We start from the raw sequence: 18,700 nt of genomic DNA, 5'->3' as shown, positions 1-18,700 counted from the left end.
GGCCTGAAGGGCCATCCGGGCCCTCCTCTTCGGGGATGGTTCGGTGGCATGAACGGTACTCGGGACGGAAAATCTCGTGTTTTGCCGACGCCCGTGACATGTCCTCAGAATTCTTTGTCGAGAATGGTGAAAAGTTCTTCCGCGCTGGCCGATTCGAGTCTCGGCTCCGCCGGGTCGTCCGCCGTCCGGCCGTGCGCCTCGGTCCATTTCGCCGTGAGGGCCTTGAGCCGGGCGGTGATCCTCGCGTGCCCGTCGGGGTCCGGTACGAGGTTGTCCAGTGCGTGCTCGAGCTCCGCCAGTTCGGCTTCCAGGGGTTCGGCCGCCGTCTCGTCGTCGCCGAGCAGTTCGGTCTTGATGTAGTCGGCCACCGCGGCCGGTGTCGGGTAGTCGAAGACGAGCGTGGCGGGCAGGCGCACGTCCGCCGCCGCGCTCAGCCGGTTGCGCAGCTCGACCGCGGTCAGCGAGTCGAAGCCCAGCTCCTTGAACCCCCGGTCCGGATCGACCGGGTCCCCGGTGGCGTGGCCGAGGACCGCGGCGACGTGGGTCCGTACCAGGCTCAGCAGCAGGCGGTCACGTGCCGCCCTGGACAGCGGGGTCAGCTGATCGGCCAGCGAGGCCGGGGCGACGGCCTGGGTGGTGGCGGGCGCCCGGCTGATCGGCGCGGTGACCAGGCCGCGGAGCATCGCCGGCGGCCCTTCCTCCCGCGACCGCATGGCCGCGAGATCCAGCCGGATCGGCACCAGCGCGGCCTCGTCGCGCGCGAGCGACGCGTCGAACAGAGCCAGCCCCGCCTCGGCCGACAGCGGCAGCAGGCCCGAGCGGCGCAGCCGCCGCAGATCGGCCTCGCCGAGCTGGGCGGTCATGCCGCCGACCTCCGGCGCCCACATGCCCCAGGCCAGCGAGACCGCCGGCAGACCGGCCGCCCTGCGGTGCGTGGCCAGCGCGTCGAGGAAGGCGTTGGCCGCCGCGTAGTTGCCCTGCCCGGCGGCGTCGAGCGTGCCGGCCGAGGAGGAGAAGAGCACGAAGGCCGACAGGTCCAGATCCTTGGTGAGCTCGTGCAACTGCCAGGCGGCCTCCGCTTTGGGCTGCCAGACCATGTCCACCTGCGCGGGTGTGAGCGAGTCGATGACGCCGTCGGCCACGACGCCCGCCGTGTGCACGACCGCGGTCAGCGGACGGTCCGGCGCCACCCGGCCGAGCAGTGCGGCCAGGGCGTCCCGGTCGGAGACGTCGCAGGCCGCGACCTCGACGCGGGCGCCCTGCTCGGTGAGCTCGGCGCGGAGCTTCTCGGCGCCCGGGGCGTCGAGACCTCTGCGGCCGACGAGCAGCAGGTCGCGTACGCCGTGCTCGGCCACCAGGTGCCGGGCAACCAGCGCGCCTAGCCCGCCCGTGCCGCCGGTGACGAGCACGGTGCCGGGCCGGTCGAGCGGCGTGGGGACGGTCAGCACGACCTTGCCGATGTGCCGGGCCTGCGCCATGTGGCGGAACGCCTCCGGCGCGCGGCGCAGGTCCCAGACCCGGGTCGGCAGCGGTTCGAGCACGCCGTCCTCGAACAGTTTCACCAGTTCGGTCAGAATCTCCTTGGTCCGGTCATGCCCGGCGTCCGAGAGGTCGAAGGGCGTGTAACGGATCCCGGGAGCGATGGTGTCGCGGAGGTCGGTCTTGCCCATCTCCACGAACCGGCCGCCCTCGGACAGCAGCCCGAGAGAGGCGTCGATGAACTCCCCGGCCAGCGAGTTGAGCACCACATCCATCCGGCCGAACTTCTTCGCGAAGTCCAGCGTCCTTGAGGAGGCCACATGGTCCTCGTCCAGGGTCAGCGCTCCCCACTTGCCCGGACTCGCCGTGCCGAACACCTCCGCGCCCAGCCAGCGAGCGAGCTGCACCGCCGCCATGCCGACCCCACCGGCAGCCGCGTGGATGAGCACCCGATCCCCCGCGCGGACCCCGCCCAGATCGACCAGGCCGTAGTAGGCGGTCGCGAACACGGCCGGTACCGCGGCCGCGGTCACGAAGGACCAGCCGGCCGGCATGTGCGCGATCATCCGGTGGTCGGTCGTCGTGTAGGGCCCGAACCCCTCCTCGAACAGCCCGAGCACCCTGTCGCCCGGGGCGAACCCGGTGACGCCGGAGCCGACCTCGACGATCACGCCGGAGCCCTCGCTCCCAAGTGACGCCGGACCGGGGTACATGCCGAGGGCCATCAGGACGTCGCGGAAGTTCAGTCCACCGGCCCGCACCGACACCCGTACCTCGAACTCGCCCAGGGGCCGCCGGGCCGCGTCACAGACGGCCGCTTCCAGGCCGTCGATCGTGCCCGGCTTGGTGATCTCCAGACGCCACGACTCCGCACCGGCGGGCGGCCTCAGCAGGCCGTCGTCGTCGGTCCTGGTCAGCCGCGGCGCGCGGGCCTCGCCCTCGCGCAGGGCCAGCTCAGGCTCCTGACCGGCCAGTACGGTGGGCAATGCCCGGTAGGAGGCCGCCGTGCCGTCCACGTCGATGAGCAGGAACCGGCCGGGGTTCTCGGCCTGCGCGGCGCGTACCAGACCCCAGACGGGCGCGTGGACGAGATCGGGGGCGTCGTCGTCGGCGGTGGCGCGCACCGAGCCGCCGGTCACCACGGCCAGTTTGGCGTCGGCGAAGCGCTCGTCGGCCAGCCAGTCCTGCAGCAGGGCGAGCGTTCGGCCGGTCACGTCGCGGGCGGCCACCGAGGGGTCGGCCCACGCGGACTCGTACCCGGCGGAGACCAGCACCACCGTCGGCGTGGTGCTCAGCGCGGCCAGGCCCACGGCGGTGCGCACGGGGAGTCCCGCGGCGCGCAGGGCGCCGGGCAGCTCGTCGTCCTCGCCGCCGAGCACCGCCCAGTCGTCCCAGGGGTCGCCGGTGGGCACCGGTGTCCATGTCACCTGGTACGGCGAGGTGCCGGCCCCGTTCCGGCCGGCTCGGAGTCCGGCGCCGGAGACCGGCCGCATGGCCAGCGCGCCCACCGTGGCCAGCGGCGCGCCTGTGGCGTCCGCCACGGTCAGCAAGGGTGCGCCGTCGGCGGATACGCGTACGCGGGCGGCGGCGGCGCCGGTCGCGTACAGGCTGACCTCGCTCCAGGTGAAGGGCAGCTCGACCTGCTGGTCCCCGCCGTCCTCAGCCAGCCCGATGGCGTGCAGCACGGCGTCGAACAGCGCCGGATGCAGACCGTAGCGCCCGGCGTCCGTGGCATCAGGGAGCTCGATCTCGGCGAACACCTCGCCGTCGCGAAGCCACGCCGCGCGCAGTCCCCGGAAGGCTGGTCCGTATGCCACGCCTTCGCCGGCCAGCCGCTCGTAGAGTCCGCCGACGTCGATGGGCTCGGCGCCGGGTGGCGGCCATTCGGTCAGGTCGAAGGCGGGCTGCCGCGCTCCGGCGGCGAGCGTCCCGGTCGCGTGCCGGATCCAGGGCCGCTCGCCCGTGGCCCGCGAGTAGACGGTCAGCGTACGGCGGCCCGAGTCGTCCGCGCCGGAGACGATCACTTCGATCGTGACGGCGTCCCGCTCCCCCAGCACGAGGGGGGTCTCCAGGGTCAGCTCTTCCACGAGATCGCAACCTGCCTGGTGACCGGCCGCGACGGCGAGCTCGACGAAGGCCGTGCCCGGCACCAGCACGGTGTCGAGGATCCGGTGATCGGCCAGCCAGGGGTGGGTGCCGAGCGAGAGCCTGCCGGTGAACAGCGATCCACCGGTGTCGGGCAGCTCGACGGCGGCGCCCAGCAGCGGGTGATCCGCGGCCTCCAGCCCGAGCGAGGCGGGATCACCGCCATTGTGGGAAGACCGCAGCCAGTAATGGCGGCGCTGGAAGGCATAGGTGGGAAGCTCCACCACCCGTCCGGCACCGTCGAAGAAGGCGTGCCAGTCCACGTCCGCCCCGCGCGCGTACGCCCGGCCGAGGGCGGCCACCAGTTGCCCGGCCTCGTCCCGATCGCGCCGCAGCACCGGCACCGCCACCGGCACGGGCCCCTGCTCCTGTACCAGCCCCGACAGCACGCCGTCGGGACCCAGCTCCAGGAGGGTCCGCACGCCCCGTTCGCGCAGGAAGGCGACGCTGTCGGCGAACCGCACCGGCTCTCGCAGCTGCCGCACCCAGTACTCGGCCGAGAACTCCCGTACCGGCTCGCCGGTCAGGTTCGACACCACCGGAATCTCCGGGACGCCGTACTCCAGCCCGGCGGCCACCTCACCGAAGGCGCTGAGGATCGGCTCCATGCGATGGGAGTGGAACCCGTCGCTGACCCGCAGCCGCCGGCACCTGACCCCGCGCCGGGCGAACTCCGCCGCCACCCGCTCCACGGCGGGCTCGTCACCCGAGACCACGACCGAGGCCGGCCCGTTCACCGAGGCGATCGCCACCTCAGACGGTTCGAACATGTCCGACAGCAGGTCGGACACGGTCCGTTCTCCCGCCCCGACCGCGACCATCGCCCCACCCGCGGGCAGGCTGCCCATCAACCGGCCACGGGCCGCCACCAGCGCGCACGCGTCCTCCAGGGACAGCACCCCGGCCACGTGCGCCGCCGTCAGCTCGCCCACCGAGTGACCCAGCAGGTAGTCGGGGACCATGCCCCATGACTCCAGCAGCCGGTAGAGGGCCACCTCTACCGCGAACAGCCCCGTCTGGGCGTACTGCGTCCGGTCCAGGAGCTCCGGCCGCTCCCACATCACCTCGGTCAGCGGTACGTCCAAGTAGCGGTCCAGGCCCGCGGCCACCGCCTCCAGGTGTCCCTTGAACGCGGGGAACGCCCTGGTCAGCTCCAGACCCATCTCCGTCCGCTGACTTCCCTGACCGGTGAACATGAACCCCAGCCCACCGAGTCCTTCCGGACCGGTCACGACGTCGACCGGCTCAGCCCCCTCGGCCACCCGCGCCAGGCCCGCCACCAGTTGCTCCCGATCGGCGGCCACGACCACGGCGCGGTGGCTCAGCAGGGGACGCGTTCGCACCAGCGCATGGCCCACCTCAGCCGGCCCGGCCTCCGTGGACCCCGCAACGAAGTCCCGCAGCCGCTCCGCCTGCGCCCGTACGCCGTCCTCACCGCGACCGGAGACCACCACGGGCACCGGCACGTCGGCCGGAGCCGGGACATCATCCGGAACCGGCTCTTCGGCGGGAACGCCCTCGATCACCACATGCGCATTGGTCCCGCTGATCCCGAAGGACGACACTCCCGCCCGGCGCGGCCGGTCGCCGCCGGGCCAGGGGGTCGGTTCGGTCACCAGCGACACCGCGCCCGCCGACCAGTCCACATGCGAGGACGGGGTGTCGACGTGCAGCGTCTTCGGCAGTACGCCGTGCCGCATCGCCAGGACCATCTTGATCACCCCGGCGACACCCGCCGCGCACTGGGTGTGGCCGATGTTGGACTTCACCGTACCCAGCCACAGCGGCCGATCCTGCGGACGATCCTGACCGTAGGTGGCCAGCAGCGCCTGCGCCTCGATCGGGTCCCCGAGCGTCGTGCCGGTGCCGTGGCCCTCGACCGCGTCGATGTCGGCCAGGCCGAGACCGGCGTTGGCCACCGCCTGGCGGATCACCCGCTGCTGGGAGGGGCCATTGGGCGCGGTCAGCCCGTTGCTCGCGCCGTCCTGATTGACCGCGCTGCCCCGCACCACCGCCAGCACCTGATGGCCCTGGCGCCGCGCGTCCGACAGCCGCTCCAGCAGCAGCAGACCGACGCCTTCGGCGAACGCCGTACCATCGGCGGCCTCCGCGAACGCCTTGCACCGCCCATCCCGCGCCAGCCCCCGCTGCCTGCTGAACTCCACGAAGATCTCGGGCGTGGACAGCACGGTCACGCCGCCGGCGAGCGCGAGCGTGCTCTCGCCGCGGCGCAGCGACTCGCAGGCCAGATGCAGGGCGACCAGGGACGACGAGCACGCCGTGTCCAGGGTCATGGCGGGCCCCTCCAGGCCGAGCGCGTAGGCGACGCGGCCGGACATCACCGAGCTGGAGTTGCCGGTGATCAGGTATCCCTCCACCTCCTCGGGCAGGGGCGCGGGCCCGGTGGCGTAGCCGGTGGCGGAAGCACCGACGAACACGCCCGTCGAACTGCCCCTGAGGGCGCCGGGATCGATGCCCGCGCGTTCGAGGGCCTCCCAGGAGGCTTCGAGCAGCAGCCGCTGCTGCGGGTCCGTGGCCAGCGCCTCGCGGGGCGAGATCCCGAAGAAGGCCGCGTCGAACTCTCCGGCCTCGTACATGAACCCGCCCACCCGCACATAGCTGCTGCCGGCGCTCTCAGTGTCGGGGTCGTAGAGCCGCTCCAGGTCCCAGCCCCGGTCGGCGGGGAACTCCGACATCGCGTCCCGGCCCTCGACCAGCATGTGCCACAGGGCCTCCGGCGAGTCGACGCCACCGGGATACCGGCAGCTCATCCCGACGATGGCGATCGGATCGTCGTCGAGCGGCGCGGCGGGCGCGGCGACCGGCGCGGCCGGCGACTCCGCGCCGAGCAGCTTGCCCTTGATGTGCTGGGCGAGTACGGCGGGCGTCGGATAGTCGAAGACCAGCGTGGCCGACAGCCGCAACCCGGTGGCGGCGTTGAGCCGGTTGCGCAGCTCGATGGCGGTCAGTGAGTCGAAGCCCAGCTCCTTGAACGCCCGGCCGGCGTCCACCGAGGCGGCATCGGCGTGGCCGAGCACGGTGGCGGCCTGCGCGCGGATCAGGGAGACGAGCACCTGGTCGCGGTCGGTCTCGGGCAACCCGGCCAGTTGCCGCTCCAGACCGGAAGCGGCACCGCCCGGCACGGCGCTCGCGGCGACGTTCCGCTGCGCGGGCGGCTGGACCAGGCCGCGCAGCAACGGCTGCACCGAGGCGGACTCGCGGCGCATCGCGGCGAGGTCGAGGCGGATCGGTGCCAGCAGGGCCTCGTCCACCGTCAGGGCGGCGTCGAAGAGCGCCAGCCCCTCCTCGGACGAGAGGCCGCGGGCGCCCGACCGCTCCATCCGCGCTATGTCGGCGTCGCGCAGGTGGGCGCTCATGTTGCTGCGTTGTTCCCAGAAGCCCCAGGCCAGCGACACCGCGACGAGGCCGTGCGCGCGCCGGTGCGCCGCCAGGGCGTCCAGGAACACGTTCGCCGCCGCGTAATTGCCCTGACCGGCGTCCCCCAGGACACCGGCCGCCGAGGAGAACAGCACGAACGCCGACACGTCCAGGTCCCGCGTCAGCTCGTGCAGGTTCCACGCCCCGGCGACCTTCGGCCGCAGCACGGCGTCCACGCGCTCCGGCGTCAGCGAGTCCAGTACTCCGTCGTCGAGCGCTCCGGCGGTATGTACCACCCCGCGCAGCGGCGCCTGTGCCGGGACCTCTGCCAGCAGCTTGGCCAGCGCGCCCCGATCCGCCACGTCGCAGGCCGCGATGCGTACCCGCGCGCCCAGTCCGGACAGCTCCTGAAGCAGGTCCGCCGCGCCCATGGCCGACATCCCCGACCGGCTCACCAGCAGCAGGTCCCGTACCCCGTGGACCGTCACCAGATGGCGCGCCACCAGCGCGCCCAGACCGCCCGTGCCGCCGGTCACGAGCACCGTCCCGCCGCCGGTGAACGTGGGCGGCATCGACAGCACGATCTTCCCGGTATGCCGGGCGAGCGACATGAACCGCAGCGCCTCCCCGGCCCGCCGCACATCCCAGACCCGGACGGGCGGCAACTCCAGCACACCTCTGTCGAACAGCGCCAGCACCTCGGCCAGCTGGTCGCGCAGGCGGTCGGGGCCGGCTTCCATCAGGGAGTACGGGAGGTAGCGCACGCCCGGGTGGGCGTCGGCGACCTGGCCGGGTTCGCGAACATCGGTCTTGCCGATCTCCAGGAAGCGACCGCCCTCGTCCAGCAGTCCCAGCGAGGCGTCCAGGAACTCGCCGGCCAGCGAGTTGAGCACCACATCTACTCGGCCGAACTTCTGCGCGAAGTCCAGCGTCCGTGAGGAGGCCACATGGTCCTCGTCCAGGGTGAGCGCTGCCCACTTGTTTGGGCTCGCTGTGCCGAATACCTCCGCGCCGAGCCAGCGGGCGAGCTGCACCGCCGCCATGCCGACCCCACCGGCGGCGGCGTGGATGAGCACCCGGTCCCCCGCGCGGACCTCGGCGAGATCGACCAGGCCGTAGTAGGCGGTCAGGAACGCCACCGGGACCGATGCCGCCTCCGCGAACGACCAGCTGGCGGGCATACGAGCCAGCAACCGCCGATCCGTCACCCCCACCGGACCGAACGCGCCGTCCAGCAACCCCAGCACCCGATCACCGGGCACCAGATCGGCAACCTCGGCGCCTACCTCCAGCACCACGCCCGCTATCTCGCCGCCGATGGGTTCGTCGTGTTCGGGCACCATGCCGAGGGTGACGACCAGGTCCCGGAAGTTGAGACCGGCCGCGCGTACCGACACCCGCACCTCATCCGGCCCGAGCGGGCGGGCCGCCTCCGGGCACGGGACCAGTGACAGGCCGTCCAGGCTGCCCTTGATCGCCGCGTCCAGGCGCCACTCCGGGGCGCCCGCAGGGGGTGTCAGGGTGTCGGTGGTGGCCGCGCGGGCCAGCCTGGGCACCAGCAGTTCGCCTGCTCTCAGGGCTAGCTGCGGCTCGGTGAGCGCCGCGAGCACGGCGGGCACCGGTATCCCGGAGTCGTCGAGGTCCAGCAGCACGAAGCGGCCGGGGTGCTCCGACTGCGCCGACCGCAGCAGGCCCCACACCGGCGCGTTCGCCAGATCCCGCACCTCCGCGCCCGCCGCCACCGCGCCACGGGTCACCACGACAAGCCGCACCGAGGCCAGCCGCTCATCGGCCACCCAGGCCTGTACGAGCCCCAGCGCCCTGTGCGTCGCCGCCCGCGCACCACCCGGAACGCCGCCGCCCACCGCTTCCATGAAGCCGTCCGACCCAACGCCCTCCGACCCGACGCCTTGCGACACGGAGCCGTCCGACGCGGAGCCCTGCGAGTCGAAGCTTACGAACACCGTGTCGGGCAGCCGATCCGATGAGGTCAGCGCCGTCAGGTCCGTGAACTCGGCGCTCGCGACCCCGGCCCGGCGCAAGCCGTGCGGGTCCGGGCCGAGTACCGCAGCACCCCCTGCCACCGTCGCCGACGGCAACGTGGACGCCGCAGACAGCGCGGGCACCGCGGTCCACGCCACGCGGAACAGCGAGTCGCCATGGGCGACCGAAGCGGCGGAGAGCTGCTGCGCCGAGGCCGGACGCGAGACCAGCGATCGTACGGTGGCGACGGGCACGCCCGAGGTGTCGGCCAGCCACAGCGACAGGGCGTCGGGCCCGGCCGGCGACAGCCGGACCCGGACGGCCGAGGCGCCGGTGGCCCGCAGGGAGACGCCGGTCCAGGCGAAGGGCAGGCTCAGGCGCTCGTCGGCGGCCTCCAGCAGCGACCCCGCGTGCAGCGCCGCGTCGAGCAGCGCCGGGTGCAGGCCGAACAGCTCGGCGTCCCGGCGCGCCCGCTCGGGCAGCGCGACTTCGGCGAAGACCTCGTCACCACGCCGCCACCCCGCCTTCAGCCCCTGGAACAGCGGACCGTAGCCGTAGCCGGCCTCGGCGAGCCGTTCGTACAGGCCGTCGAGGTCCACAGAGACGGCTCCGTCCGGCGGCCACTGGGCGAGGGAGAAGTCCTCGGGCGCGTCGTCGGCGGCCACGTACCCGCTCGCGTGCCGGGTCCACGGCGCGTCGGCCGGCGCGTCCTCCGCCCGCGAGTGCACGCCGATCCGGCGGCGGCCCGCGTCCTCGGGCGCTCCGACGGACACCTGCAGCCACACGCCGCCGCGCTCGGGGACGACGAGCGGGGCCTCCAGCGTCAGCTCCTCCAGCAGGCCGCAGCCGACCTGGTCGCCCGCCCGGATGGCGAGCTCGACGAAGGCGGTGCCGGGCAGGAGCAGCGTGCCGGCGGCGGCGTGGTCGGCCAGCCAGGGGTGGAGCTGGACCGAGAGCCGTCCGGTGAGGAGCGCCCCACCGGACTCGGCGAGCGTCACGGCCGCGCCCAGGAGCGGATGGCCGGGGGCGGTCAGTCCGGCCGAGGCGACGTCCCCGGCCGAGGTCCGGGTCTCCAGCCAGTAGTGCCGGCGCTGGAAGGCGTACGTCGGCAGATCGACCCGGTTCGCGCCGGTGAGCAGGCTGTCCCAGTCGACGGGCACGCCGCGTACGTGCGCCTCCGCGACCGAGGCCAGCACGCGCCGCAGATCGCCTTCGCCACGGCGCAGGGTGCCGGCGGCGAACGCGTCGGCCCCGGCCTCGTCGATCGTGTCCTGCACGCTCATCACGAGCACCGGGTGCGCGCTCATCTCCAGGAACGCGTCGTGTCCCCGCGCGAGCAGCTCCTCGATCACGGCCTGGAACTCGATCGGCTGACGGGCGTTGTGGAACCAGTAGTCGGCGCTCAGCTCGTCGGTGTCCAGCACCCCACCGGTCACGGTGGAGTAGAACGGCACGTCTCCCGTGGTCGGGGACACGGTTCGGAGCATCCGCGTCAGTTGCTCGCGCAACGGGTCGACCTGATCGCAGTGGGAGGCGACGGTGGAGGCCAGCAGACGCGCCCGGATGCCGTCCGCCTCGCACTGGGCGACGAGTTCGGCGAGGGCCCCTTCGTCGCCGACCGCGGTACACGACGAGGGGCCGTTCTTCGCCCCGATGGACAGCCGTCCCGGCCAGCGGGCCAGCCGCTCCTCCACCGCATCGGCCGCCGCGCCGATCGCGGCGATGCCGCCCCGGCCCACCAGGCGCTCGGCGAACAGGCGGCTGCGCAGCACGATCACGCGTACGGCGTCGGCCAGCGACAGGCCGCCGGCCACGTAGGCGGCGGCGACCTCGCCCTGCGAGTGGCCCACGACGGCGGCGGGCCGCACGCCCAGCGACTCCCACAGGGCGGCCAGCGACACCATCACCGCGAACAGCGCCGGCTGAACGACCTCCAGCCGCTCCAGCGAAGGGGCGCCCGGCTCGCCACGCAGCACGTCGAGCAGCCGCCAGTCGACATAGGACTCGATCTCCGCCGCGCACTCGTCCATGCGCCGCGCGAAGACGGGGGACGAGTCCAGAAGCTCCACCGCCATGCCCGCCCACTGCGAGCCCTGGCCGGGGAAGATGAAGACCGCGCGGCGCTCCGCGGTGGCCTCGCCCTCGATCACGTCGGCGGCGGGCTCGCCCTCGGACAGAGCGGTCAGCCCGGCGAGCAGTTCGGCCCGGTCACCGGCGACGACCACCGCGCGGTGTTCCCAGCTCGAACGCGAGGTCACCAGCGAGTGGGCGACGTCGGCCAGGCCGAGGTCCTCGTGCTCGCCCAGATGGGCGGCCAGCCTGGCGGCCTGCGCGCGCAGCGCCTCCGGCGCCTTCGCGGACAGCACCATGGGGACGACGGCCGGGGGCAAGCCGCCGTCCCCCTCCAAGGTGGCTTCTACCGGCGGCTCCTCGAGGATCAGGTGCGCGTTGGTGCCGCTCACGCCGAAGGACGAGACGCCGGCTCGCCGCGGCGTGCCGTTGGCGAGCCAGGGCCGGCTCTCGGTGAGCAGTTCGACCGCGCCGAGCGACCAGTTGACGTACGGCGACGGCTCGTCCACGTGCAGGGTGCGGGGCAGCGTCTCGTGACGCATGGCCATGGCCATCTTGATCACACCGGCCACGCCGGCCGCCGCCTGGGTGTGGCCGATGTTCGACTTGATCGAGCCCAGTCTCAGCGGCCCGCGTTCGCCCCGGTCCTTTCCGTACGTGGCCATCAGCGCGTGCGCCTCGATCGGGTCCCCCAGCTTGGTGCCGGTGCCGTGCGCCTCGACCACGTCGACCTCGGCCGGTGACAGCCCCGCGTTGGCCAGCGCCCGGCGGATCACCCGTTCCTGGGAGGGACCGTTCGGGGCGGTCAGGCCGCTGCTGGCGCCGTCCTGGTTGATCGCCGAGCCGCGGATGACCGCGAGCACGGGGTGTCCCCGGCGGCGCGCGTCCGACAGCCGCTCGATCGCGAGGATCCCGACGCCCTCGGAGAAGCCGGTGCCGTCGGCGGAGGCGGCGAACGCCTTGCAGCGGCCGTCCGCGGCGAGCACCCGCTGCCGGCTGAACGCGGTGTAGGTGCCGGGGGTGGACATCACGGTCACGCCGCCGGCCAGCGCGAGGTCGGTCTCGCCGTTCCGCAGCGCCTGGCAGGCGAGGTGCAGGGCCACCAGGGAAGCGGAGCAGGCGGTGTCGACGGTGAGCGTGGGACCTTCGAGCCCGAGGGCGTAGGCGATCCGGCCGGACACCACGCTCGGGGCGTTGCCCGTCACGAGGTAGCCCTCGATCTCCTCCGGCGCCTTGTCGAGCCGGGGACCGTAGTCCTGCGGCTCGGCGCCGATGAACACGCCGGACTGGCTGCCCCGCAGCGAGCGCGGATCGATGCCCGCCCGCTCGAACGCCTCCCAGGAAGCCTCCAGCACCAGGCGCTGCTGGGGATCCATGGCGACGGCCTCACGCGGGCTGATGCCGAAGAAGTCGGCGTCGAACTCAGCGGCGTCGTGCAGCCAGTGCCCCGACCGGGCGTAGGTGGAGTTGGGCGCGTCCGGGTCGTCGTCGAACAGCCGGTCAAGGTCCCAGCCACGGTTCACCGGGAACTCGGTGAGGGTCTCCCCGCTCTCGGCGACCAGCCGCCACAGCTCCTCCGGGGTGGTGATCCCGCCCGGATAGCGGCAGCCGATGCCGATGACGGCGATCGGCTCATCCATGGCGACGGCCGGCTGGACCTCGGCGGTCTCCGCGCCAGCCAGGCCGAGCACCTCGGTGAACAGATAGTCGACCACCGCGTCAGGGGTGGGATGGTCGAAGGCGATGGTGATCGGCAGTTCGGCGCCGACCGCCTGGGCCAGGCGGTCGTGCAGCTCGACGGCGGCCAGCGAGTCGAGTCCCAGTTCCCTGAAGCCGCGCTGGGGGTCCACCGCGTCAGGGGCATCGGGGAGCACGGTCCGCAGGACCTCGACCGTCAGGTCGTTCACCAGGTCGGCGAGGACGCGACGCTGCTCGCTCAAGACACACTCCGCTCACTCGTAGCTCACTCGTACTTGCGGTTGAATTCGATCCGGGAGACGGACACCACCTGGTGACCGCGCGCGACGACCTCGATGGGCGCGGGGTGGCCCAGGAACATCACCAGGCTCGCGGTCATCCCGTAGGCCCCCGCGTTGGGAATGGACACGACGTCGCCGGGTTCGAGCGGCGGCAGCGGCACGTTCCTGGCGATGATGTCGCCGGGGGTGCAGAGCGGGCCGACCAGGGTCGCGGGCTGCCGCTCGCCGTCGTAGGAGGCGTCGTCGAGCTCCACCGAGACCGGCAGCAGCCTCCCCAGCCCGGACATGCCGCCGAGGATGTTGATGCCGGCGTCCAGGATGACGAACCTGCGGCCGCGGCTCTCCTTGACGTTGACCACGGTGCAGACCAGCCGGCCGCAGTCGCCGGCCAGGTAACGGCCGGACTCGCAGGCGAACTCGGGCGTGCCCGCCCGCCAGGCGGGGAAGCGCGCGTCGAGGACGGTCTCCAGCCCGGCGCGGAGCCCGCCGTACACGGGCCGCTCTCCCGAGGCGAGGTACGGCGCGGCGAATCCGCCGCCGATGTCCAGCAACCGGATCGGCAGGCCGCTCTCCCGCTCCAGACGGGCGGCCACCGAGATGGTGTGCGCGAACTCGGCGACGAGGCTCTCCTCGTCCTTGGAGTTGCTCAGCGAGAACAGGTGCGCCCCGGCCAGCCGCGTGCCGGGCACCGCCCGGAGCTGCGGCATCAGGCCGGGGATCGTCTCGTCGTCGAAGCCGAACTGGGAGGGCGCGCCGGTCATCCGGATGCTGGTGGCGGCGCCGGGCTCAGCACTGTTGACGCGCAGCAGGCAGTCCACGGTCACGCCGCGTCCGGCCGCGACCTCGCCGACGTGCCACAGGTCGGTGAGCGACTCGACGGAGAAGGCGCGGACGCCGCCGTCGACGGCGACCGCCAGCTCCTCGGTGGTCTTGCCCGGTCCGGTGCAGAGCACCTCGGACCCGTCGAAGCCGGCGGCGAACGCCGCGTTCAGCTCACCGGTCGAGCTGATCTCGGCGCGCGCTCCGCCGTCGCGCAGCGCTCGCGCGATCTCCGGATGCGGGTTGGCCTTGAAGGAGTAGAACAGCGAGAACCCGTCGGGCAGGGCGCGGCGCAGGTCCGCGTGCGCGGCGGTGACGCGGTCCAGGTCGTAGACGTACAGCGGGGAGCCGTAGCGGGCGGCGAGCTCGGTGTACCAGTTCACGCGTCGCCTCCAAGGAGCAGCAGGGCCATCTGTTTGCGCTCGTTCTTGCCGTTGAGCGTCAGCGGGAAGCGCGGCAGGACGCGGCAGGAGGCGGGCACCTTCGCGGGTTCGAGCCGCTGCTTCAGCGCGTCCAGCACGGCATGGGGCGTCAGGTCGGCCTCGACGAACACGACGAGGTCGTGTCCTTCGGCCGGGGGCAGCACGACGGCCGCGCGCACGCCCGGGACGTCCATGGCGGCCGCCTCGATCTCGATCGTGCTCATCCGGGTGCCCTTGCGTTTGAACATGTCGTCCCGCCGGCCTTCGAAGTACAGGTAGCCGTCCTGGTCGAGCCGGCCGTAGTCGCCGGTGTGCAGGCGGATCTCACCGGTGTCCTGGTCGGGGCGGTAGGCGCGCGCGGTGAGCTCGGGGTCGCGCCAGTAGCCGGCCATCACGTGGGGACCGGCCACCACGATCTCCCCGGTCTCCCCGGCCGGCAGCGGCCGGCCCGCGGTGTCCGCGATCACCACCCGGGTGCCGGGCAGCGGACGGCCGACCGCGCCGGGGCGTTCCCGGTCGAGCTCCGGTTCCATGATCGTGACGCGCTTGCACTCGGTGATGCCGTACATGCGCACCACCTGAGCCCCGGGGAAGCGGTCCCGCAGGCTCCGGATGGTCGCCTCCGGCAGCGCGGCCCCGGTGTTGGTGAACATCCGCACCTTCGGCGTGGCCTCGCTCGCCCGCCGGGCCAGCGTCGCGATCATGCCGCCCAGTGACGGGACCACGGGTACAACGGTGGCGCCGGACTCGCGGAGCTGACCGAGCAGGGCCAGGTCGGCTCCGTCCTCGGCCAGGACCAGCTCGGCGCCGCCGAGCGCGGCGAGGAAGATCTGGTAGAGGCCGTAGTCGAAGGACATGGGCAGCCGGCAGAAGACCACGTCGTCCTGGCCGTATCCGAGCACCGCGTTGATGGCCGAAGCGGCGAAGGTGACCTGCGCGTGCGGGCAGATCACGCCCTTGGGGGCGGCGGTGCTGCCCGAGGTGTAGATGAGGATGGCCACGTCCGCGGGCAGGATCTTGCCCGGCTCGTACGCCTCCGGCCACCCCGCCATCTCCTCGACCTCGGTCCAGAAGTCGCCGAGGTCGTACACCGGCACCGTGGCGAGGTCGCGCATGGCCTCACCGCCGCCGATGATCAGCGTGGGCTCCGCGTCTTCCAGCACGGAGCGGAGGTGGAAGGCCTTCATCTCGGGGTGCAGCGGCACGAAGACGGCGCCGAGCCGGGAGAGGCCGTAGACGATGGGCACCGTCTCGCGCCGGTTGGGCAGCTGGACGATGACCCGATCTCCCGGGCCGACGCCATTGGCCGCCAGCCAGCCGGCGACGGCCCGGCTGAGCTCGTCGACCCGCCGGTAGCTCCACGCACCGTGCGCGTCGCGGACCGCGCCGCCGTCCGGTCTCGCGTTGGTGGCCTCGTCGAGCAGATCGTGGATGAGGCCCGATCGAAGGAACCGCGTCCCGTCCAATATCGTCCTCCCGCCTAGGTGGGAAAGGAATCTCCAGCGAATATCGAATCACCGGAAATTTATCTCGAACCCCTATTTCGAATAGACCCCTACCGCCCCCCTAAAGCGCCCCTCCCCCCTCCGCGGCGCGCCCGCGTTTCTGTACCAGACTCGCCGCGAGCTCACGCAGACCGGCCCGGTCGACTTTTCTGTTGGGATTCAGCGGCAGCTCGTCCAGATGGCGATAGTGCCGCGGAATGATGCCGGCCGGCAGCGTCTCGACGAGCCGGGCGGTGAAATCGGTGGGCGCCAGCCGATTCCCGGTGTAGAACACGACGGGGACGGCGGTGCCGTCGTTCTCGGCGCTCACCGTCACCGCGTCCGCCACTCCGGCGACGCCGCGCACGGCGTGATCGATCTCGGCCAGTTCCACCCGCCAGCCGTGCACCTGCACCTGGGCGTCGGCGCGGCCGAGGTATACGAGTTCGCCGTCGTCCGCGGCCCGGACGCGGTCGCCGGTGTTGTACCAGGTAAGGCCGTCCCTCTCGATGAACCGGCCCTTGTCGTCCTCCGGGTCGAGGTATCCCGGCGTCAGCTGCGGCCCGGTGATCCACAACTCGCCCTCGTGGCCGACGGGCCGGCCCGCGTCGTCGACCAGCAGGTGGCCGTGGCCGGGATGCACCCTGCCGATCGGGGACAGGCCGTTGACGCAGCGGCCGGGCGAGGTCTCCGGTGACCAGCGGTGACCGGTGATCGTGATCGTCAGCTCGGTCGGGCCGTAGAGGTTCTCCAGGGCGGAGCCGCTCGCCGCGCGCTGCCAGTCGACGGCGTCCGCGCACTTCAGCGCCTCCCCTGCGAAGAAGCTCCAGCGCAGGGTCGGCAGCGCCCCCGGCGCCAGCCCGCCGGTCCTGCGGACCAGCGAGATCGCGCTGGGGGTGGAGAACCACACGGTGATCCCCTGCTCGGCCAGGAACTCCGGCAGGTGCCGGTACGCGTGCGACGGCACGCCCACGGCGGTCGCACCGGCGGCCCAGGCGCAGAACAGGTCGAACATCGCGCAGTCGAAGGTCAGGTCGAAGGTCTGCGAGAACACGTCATCGGGGGTGAAGTCGTACCGTCCGGCCAGCAGCCGGAAGTAGTGCGCGGTGTTGCCGTGTGTGATGGGCACCCCCTTGGGCCGGCCCGTCGAGCCCGAGGTGAACAGCACGTAGGCGACGTCGGCGGCGTCGACCGGCCGCGGCGCGGCGAGGGCCCGCCCGCCACCGAGCGTGTCGGGCGACAGGACGGGCACGTCCACCCCCTGGGCGCGGAGTTCCTCCGCCCGCTTCCGGCCGCGGTCGTCGACGATCAGCGCCGACACCCCGGCGGCCTCGATCATCTGGCGGGTCCGGGACGCCGGGAAGTCCGGCTGGAGCGGCACGACCGCCGCCCCCGCGTAGAGGCCGGCCAGGATGCCGGCGTACGCCGTGCCCCCCTTGTCCGCGAGGACCCCCACGGCGCCGGGCCGGCACGGCGCCGACCTCAGCAGGACGCCGGCCCAGCGCAGGGCCGCCCGGTGGAGCTCCGCGTAGGTCGCCGTGTCCGGGCCGACCCGGAAGGCGGGCCGGTCGGGGGCAATGGCCAGGCCGCGCAGGAAATACGCATAGAGAGGGTGCGGATAATCTGCATTCATCTGATCCACCATTATGGACATTCACATTGCCGCCGGATAACGTCAGCGCCGTAGGCTTTTTCTCGGTAAACTGGAGAAAGGAAATCAGCTGTCATGTGGGATGCACGCTTCGAAGAACTCCTGCGGCCGCATCTGCCGTTTCTGCCCGCCACCGAGAAGCTTCTCGAAAATGCGGATCTGCCGGGCCTCGGCCTCGATTCGCTGGGCATCGTCGAACTCCTGGCCGCGCTTGAGGCGGCGTACGGGGTGCGATTCAAGGACGATGCGCTGACGAAGGAGACGTTCGAGACTCCGGGCACGCTCTGGACGGTCCTTTCGGGGATTTCCGCGGCCTGACCGGCCGGCGCCTGACGAGGCCCGCGAGGCCTCGTCAGGCCGAGGGAACCGATGGCCGCGGCAGCACCGCCATCCTCGGGTTCACCGGGACGACGGTGAAGTTCCGCGTGGTGATCGGCACCCGGCCGAACATGGCGTCCTGTCCGCTGACGCAGAGCTTCTCGACGCCGAGCCGCCGCAGCGTGGCCACCACCTCGGGCCAGCGCAGCGGCCGGACGAACCCGTCGAGCACCATGGCCCGCACCCCCGCCGCACCGGTCAGCAACCGCCCGTCGTGATCGTCGACGACCGGCAGCCGCGGGTCGGTGAAGCGCAGCTCGCCGAACACCTCCTCCTCGGCCCTCTTGCGCAGCGGCTCGAAGGCGGCCGAGTGCATGGGCGGCCGCATCGTGTACAGCGGCAGCCCGCCGATCGCCCGGACCCGCCGCTCCAGCCACTCCACCTGCCGCTCCCGCAGCGAGACCATGAAGAAGTCGTGATCTATGTAGCAGGAGACGTCGTGCCATTCGCCTCGCTCACGCAGCTCCGCCACCAGTTCCGCCAGCCCGGTCTCGGGAACGCGGACGAAGGAGCAGGTGACGATGTCCCGGTGCTCGTGCGCGAAGTAGTCCTCCGCGCAGCGCGCCAGACCCGCGGTCATGCGCACGGCGTCGGCGAACGACAGCGCGCCCGAGTAGGCGGCGGCCGCCTTGCCACCGAAGCTCGGGCCCGCGACCAGGTGCGGGGCGAGGTCCAGCGTCTGCTCGGCCCACTCCGCCAGGGCCAGGCAGTTCACCAGGAACGCCACCTGTGCCGCCTCGGAGTAGTCGGCGCCGGAGTCGCGGAAGCGGCCGGCCAGCGAGTAGCCGAGCACGTCGTCGGCGAGCGCGACCAGCCGCCGCGCGGCGGGGTCGCCGAGCATGAACGTGGCGACATCGGAGTACCGGGTGGGTCCCATGCCGGGGAAGACGATCGCGGTCCGCATGTCCACTT

6 protein-coding genes are annotated in these 18,700 nt (G+C 72.7%); 1 reads left to right on the top strand and 5 read right to left on the bottom strand.

Annotation, left to right across the window (positions count from 1 at the left end; all coding sequences use genetic code 11):
* Positions 1-104: 104 nt before the first annotated feature.
* From AB0B91_RS27140 to AB0B91_RS27125, 4 genes are all read right to left on the bottom strand, one after another.
* Positions 105-12,995, bottom strand: coding sequence for an SDR family NAD(P)-dependent oxidoreductase (locus tag AB0B91_RS27140; RefSeq protein WP_358325084.1), 12,891 nt, complete (start codon positions 12,993-12,995; stop codon positions 105-107).
* Between the two features lie 23 nt (positions 12,996-13,018).
* Positions 13,019-14,236: a type III PLP-dependent enzyme gene (locus AB0B91_RS27135; protein ID WP_358325081.1), complete on the bottom strand. Its 1,218-nt coding sequence runs from the start codon at positions 14,234-14,236 to the stop codon at positions 13,019-13,021.
* Positions 14,233-15,741, bottom strand: coding sequence for an AMP-binding protein (locus AB0B91_RS27130; protein ID WP_358325079.1), 1,509 nt, complete (start codon positions 15,739-15,741; stop codon positions 14,233-14,235). Before AB0B91_RS27130 ends, AB0B91_RS27135 begins: the two co-directional genes overlap by 4 nt.
* Positions 15,742-15,841: 100 nt before the next feature.
* Positions 15,842-17,392, bottom strand: a complete 1,551-nt coding sequence (locus AB0B91_RS27125; protein ID WP_358325077.1) for an amino acid adenylation domain-containing protein — start codon at positions 17,390-17,392, stop codon at positions 15,842-15,844.
* Positions 17,393-17,485: 93 nt separating this feature from the next.
* Here AB0B91_RS27125 and AB0B91_RS27120 point away from each other — a divergent pair, with 93 nt between their 5' ends.
* Positions 17,486-17,728, top strand: coding sequence for a phosphopantetheine-binding protein (locus AB0B91_RS27120; RefSeq protein ID WP_358325074.1), 243 nt, complete (start codon positions 17,486-17,488; stop codon positions 17,726-17,728).
* Positions 17,729-17,762: 34 nt separating this feature from the next.
* On the opposite strand, the gene AB0B91_RS27115 is transcribed toward AB0B91_RS27120, so the two are convergent.
* Positions 17,763-18,692 carry an ACP S-malonyltransferase gene (locus AB0B91_RS27115; protein WP_358325071.1) on the bottom strand — a complete coding sequence of 310 codons (930 nt, stop codon included), beginning with the start codon at positions 18,690-18,692 and terminating at the stop codon, positions 17,763-17,765.
* Between the last annotated feature and the right edge of the window lie 8 nt (positions 18,693-18,700).

It is taken from the genome of Nonomuraea sp. NPDC049141, assembly GCF_040648415.1.
GTDB lineage: Bacteria > Actinomycetota > Actinomycetes > Streptosporangiales > Streptosporangiaceae > Nonomuraea.
This window is presented reverse-complemented; position numbering and strand designations above follow the sequence as displayed.